This window comes from Kitasatospora sp. MY 5-36 (assembly GCF_001182915.1).
Classification (GTDB): domain Bacteria; phylum Actinomycetota; class Actinomycetes; order Streptomycetales; family Streptomycetaceae; genus Kitasatospora.
This window is the reverse complement of record NZ_LFVW01000122.1, coordinates 1-3,784: the sequence shown is the minus strand read 5'-3', so window position 1 is coordinate 3,784 and position 3,784 is coordinate 1. Positions and strand designations below refer to the sequence as shown.

The 3,784-nt window shown below is 72.4% G+C and carries 2 protein-coding genes and 3 pseudogenes; 4 read left to right on the top strand and 1 reads right to left on the bottom strand.

Features of this window, described 5'->3' with window-relative positions; genetic code table 11:
- Positions 1-364 (bottom strand): annotated as a pseudogene (locus AE652_RS46295) (hypothetical protein); the annotation flags it as partial.
- A gap of 16 nt (positions 365-380) precedes the next feature.
- On the opposite strand from AE652_RS46295, the gene AE652_RS09780 reads away from it, so the two are divergent.
- From AE652_RS09780 to AE652_RS09770, 4 genes and pseudogenes are all read left to right on the top strand, one after another.
- On the top strand, positions 381-1,322 hold the full coding sequence (locus AE652_RS09780; protein WP_159028414.1) for a hypothetical protein: 942 nt from the start codon (positions 381-383) through the stop codon (positions 1,320-1,322).
- Between the two features lie 143 nt (positions 1,323-1,465).
- A pseudogene (locus AE652_RS49190) lies at positions 1,466-2,152 on the top strand (serine protease); the annotation flags it as partial.
- Positions 2,153-2,356: 204 nt separating this feature from the next.
- A pseudogene (locus AE652_RS48020) lies at positions 2,357-3,082 on the top strand (putative Ig domain-containing protein); the annotation flags it as partial.
- Positions 3,083-3,158: 76 nt separating this feature from the next.
- A partial coding sequence (locus AE652_RS09770; RefSeq protein ID WP_049650837.1) for an HAD family phosphatase occupies positions 3,159-3,784 on the top strand: 626 nt, incomplete at its 3' end.

Here is a 3,784-nt window from a genome sequence, read left to right as displayed (position 1 = left end):
GCTCGTGGCGGCCGTTGGCGCGGTCGCCGCCGTTGCCGGTGCCGCCGCCCGGGAAGCCCTGCCCGGGCGCGAAGCCCTGCTGACCGCCCTGACCGCCCTGACCGCCCGCGAAGCCCCCCTGGCCACCCGGAGCACCCGGGCCGCCCTGGCCGAACCAGTGCCCGTTGCCGTTGCCGGTGCCGCCCGGGAAGCCCTTGCCGCCCCGGTGCCCCATGCCGCCCGGCCCGGACCCGCCCTTCACGCCCGGCCCGGCGGTCACGATCGAGCCGGTGTGCGGGGAGTTCACGGTGTCCACCGCGTACGCGGCCGGACCGCCGAGCGCCGCCGCCAGGCCGGCTACCCGGGGGTGGGGCATGAGGTTCACGGGGTCCGAGAGGTTCGTGGGGAAGGCCGGTCTGGCCGTCGGCACGGCGCTGGTGCTGGCGGCCTGCTCCGGTGGCGGGGGCGGTGGTTCGGCGGGCGGCTCGTCCGCGCCCGGGGCGGCGGGGACGGGGGTCTCGGCGAAGCCGACCGCGACGCCGACGCCGACCCCGACCCGGGCGCCGTACGGCCCGGTGCTCAGCGCGAGCGTCGACCCGGTCACCGTCGCGCTCGCCCAGGTGGCCGGCGCCAAGGACCTGGGCGACCTCGACACCGTGCTCGGCGGCATCGTCACCAGCGCGCAGGGCGCCGCCAAGTCCCTGAGCGTGGCGGACGAGCCGCCCGGGGTGACGGCGGCGCGGAAGGAACTGGTGGCGGCGCTGACCTCGCTCGCCACCGACGCCGGCAAGGTCCGCAGCGACATCAAGTTCCACGACGTCTGCGCGCTGAGCTCGGCCGAGGCCGAACTGGGCGCCTCCCAGGGGCTGGCGGCGGTGTCGGCGGCCCTCGTCACGATGACCGCGGCCGGCTACCAGACCACCTTCGCCGTCCCGCCGCTGCCCCAGCAGCAGTCCCGCGCGCTGGACAACGGCACCATGGTCCGGAAGGGGAAGCTGCGCGGCGAGGGCGTGTTCAAGGTCGAGAACGGCGGCAAGGTGGACGCCGTGGTGTCGCTCGCGCTGAACGGCAAGGCCGTGCACTCGGTGTTCGTCGGCAAGGGGCAGCACGCCAGTGTCGACGGCGTGGAGGACGGGACGTACGAGGTCTACGTCTCCGGGGGTGCGGACTGGGACTCCGACGCCAAGGGCTTCACCCAGAACTGCCAGTTCACCAAGTTCGAGGACACCTTCCCGTTCGAGACCGGCCGGACCGCGACCTCCTGGGAGATCACCCTCCAGCCGGTGGCCGACGGCAACGCCAAGACCAACGACGTGGACCCGAACGCCTTCCCGCAGCCGTAGCCGTAGCCGCAACCGCAGCCGCAGCCGTATCCACTGCCCCGGCCCGTAACGGGCATACCGGGACGGGTCGTTGCCGTCGGATGGCACGGCCCGTGCCGGGCAGTGGCGAGTTCGGTCACACTCCTTGACCTCTTGAAGTGGCCATGGCACTTTCATGCGGCGCGGGCGTCGGCGACCAGTCGTACACCCCGCGATCCCCCACAAGGAGAGCCATGTTCAAGAGACTTGTCGCGGTGGCCGGTACGAGTGCCGTCGTCGCGGGCGGGCTGGCCTTCGCCGCCGCCCCCGCGCACGCCGTCCAGGCGGCCGACCTGACGTCCACCATCGCCCTGAGCAACTGCTCGGCCTCGCTGGTCCGTTACCCCACCTCGGCGGCCGGCGACCGGGCGCTGATGCTCACCAACGGACACTGCCTGCCGACCATGCCCTCGGCCGGCCAGGTCATCCAGAACACCACCGCCAGCCGCAGCGGCACCCTGCTGGACGGCGCGGGCAACAGCCTGGGCACCGTCCAGGCCGACAAGCTGCTCTACGCGACCATGACCGGCACCGACGTCGCCCTCTACCAACTCACCGACACCTACGGGTCGATCAGCTCGAAGTACGGCGCCACCGCGCTGACGATCAGCGACGCCCACCCGACCGACGGCGCGTCGATGTACATACCCTCGTCGTACTGGAAGCAGGTCTGGAACTGCTCCGTCAACGGCTTCGTGCCGACCCTGCGCGAGGACGCCTGGACCTGGCACGACTCGCTGCGCTACAGCTCCGGCTGCAACACCACGCACGGCACCTCCGGCTCGCCGATCGTCGACTCCGCCAGCGGGCGGATCGTCGGCATTAACAACACCGGCAACGACGACGGCGGCATGTGCACCCTCAACAACCCGTGCGAGGTGGCCGCCGACGGCACCACCAAGGCCTACAAGGGCCAGAGCTACGGTGAGGAGACGTACTGGTTCACCACCTGCCTGAACTCCTCCACCCGGGCCATCGACCTCAACGTGGCCGGCTGCCTGCTCACCAAGCCGGCCGGCAGTGCCGTCTCGGTGTCCAACCCGGGCAACCAGTCCACCGCCGTCGGCGGCGCGGTGAACCTCCAGATCAACGCCTCCGGCGGCACCGCCCCGCTGTCCTACGCCGCGAGCGGCCTGCCCGCCGGGCTGTCGATCAACTCCTCCACCGGCGCGATCACCGGCACAGTCTCCACCGCGGGCAGCTCCACCGTCACCGTCACCGTGACGGACGCCGCCGGCAAGTCGGCCTCCACCAGCTTCACCTGGGCCGTCTCCACCGGTGGCGGCGGCTGCACCCCGGCGCAGCTGCTGGGCAACGAGGGCTTCGAGTCGGGCACGGCCACGCCGTGGACCGCGTCGAGCGGCGTGGTGGACAGCAGCGCCTCGCAGGCGGCCCACAGCGGCTCCTGGAAGGCGTGGCTGAACGGCTACGGCTCCACCCACTCGGACTCGCTGTCGCAGACGGTGAGCATCCCGGCGGGCTGCAAGGCGACGCTGAGCTTCTGGCTGCACATCGACACCGCCGAGTCGGGCACCACCGCGTACGACAAGCTGACCGTCTCGGTGAACGGCACCGCGCTGAAGACCTACTCCAACGTGGACGCCGCGGCCGGCTACCAGCAGCGCACCTTCGACCTGTCGGCCTACGCGGGCCAGTCCGTCACCGTGAAGTTCGCCGGGACCGAGGACGCCTCGCTCCAGACCAGCTTCGTGATCGACGACACCTCCATCCAGACCAGCTGACGCCAACGCCCGGGCGCCGGTGGCCAGTTCGACGGCCACCGGCCCCCGGGCACGGGCACCGGCCTATGCTGGTGGGATGATCAAGCCGATTGAGCTGGTGATTTTCGACTGCGACGGCGTCCTGGTGGACAGCGAGGTGATCGCCGTCCGGGTGCTGGTGCGGCTCGGCGAGGAGTACGGCTGGCCGCTGACCGAGGCGGAGGCGATCGAGCTCTTCGTCGGACGGTCCGAGGCGGCCAACCGGGCCACGGTCACCGAACGGCTCGGCGGTGAGACGGCGACGGTGTGGAGCAAGCGCTTCGTCGAACTGCACGCCGAGGCGGTGGACGCCGGACTGACCCCCGTGGACGGCCTGCCGGAGGCGCTGGCCGCGATCACCCTGCCCACCTGCGTGGCCTCCAGCGGCACCCACGAGAAGATGCGCCACACCCTGGGCCGGACCGGCCTCCACGACCACTTCGCCGGGCGGATCTTCAGCGCCACCGAGGTCGAGCGCGGCAAGCCCGCACCGGACCTCTTCCTGCACGCCGCCCGCTCGATGGGCGTCGACCCGGCCGCCTGCGTGGTGGTCGAGGACAGCCGCCCCGGCGTCGAGGCCGCCCGCGCCGCCGGGATGCGCGCACTCGGCTACGCGGGCGGCGTCACCGCCGCGGAACGGCTGGCCGGGCCGGGCACCGTGGTCTTCGACGACATGCGCGAGCT